The sequence below is a fragment of the Haloferax sp. Atlit-4N genome, assembly GCF_003383025.1.
In the GTDB taxonomy this organism is placed as follows: Archaea; Halobacteriota; Halobacteria; order Halobacteriales; family Haloferacaceae; genus Haloferax; species Haloferax gibbonsii.
The window spans coordinates 1-459 of sequence record NZ_PSYY01000091.1 but is presented as its reverse complement, the minus strand read 5'-3'; the positions used below and the strand labels follow the sequence as shown (position 1 = coordinate 459).

General features: G+C 69.5%; 1 protein-coding gene. It reads right to left on the bottom strand.

The window, feature by feature from the left end; translation table 11 throughout:
- Nucleotides 1–33: 33 nt before the first annotated feature.
- Nucleotides 34–459 (bottom strand): hypothetical protein (locus C5C07_RS20700; RefSeq protein WP_233510498.1); only part of this gene is annotated, 426 nt, incomplete at its 5' end.

Sequence of the window (459 nt, the reverse complement as noted above, 5' to 3'; positions counted from 1 at the left end):
CCTCCGCGAGGCCGCGGTCGTATGGCTTCTCGGTCATCGGGCGGCTCCTCCCTCGAGGCGCTCGGAAGCGCACTGGGTGCAGTGGTCAGTGGTCCCGGAGTGGCCGGACTCGGGGCACGGCGTAGAGACGACGCGGAGACCGGTCCCGGCCGGGACGAGGGACATCCACCCGGCCAGCCAGGCCTGCGCGAACACGGCCGGTGCGCCGGGGCGGTACTGCGCGATCGCGGACTTCACGAGCGGGCCGTCGCCGTGAAGGTCAATGAGCTGCTCGATGATGGCGTGCTGGTCGCCGGTGAGGCGGTCCCAGCGGGCGGTCATCTTCGCGGCGTCGAGCTTGGCCTTGAGGATCTCCAACGACGGCGGCAGCGGCGGCGTGGTTGCTGCCGCAGCAGCATCTACCTCTTCCTCTACCTCTCCTGAGCGCACTACCTCGTTACTGCCCCCGTTAGTAACGGA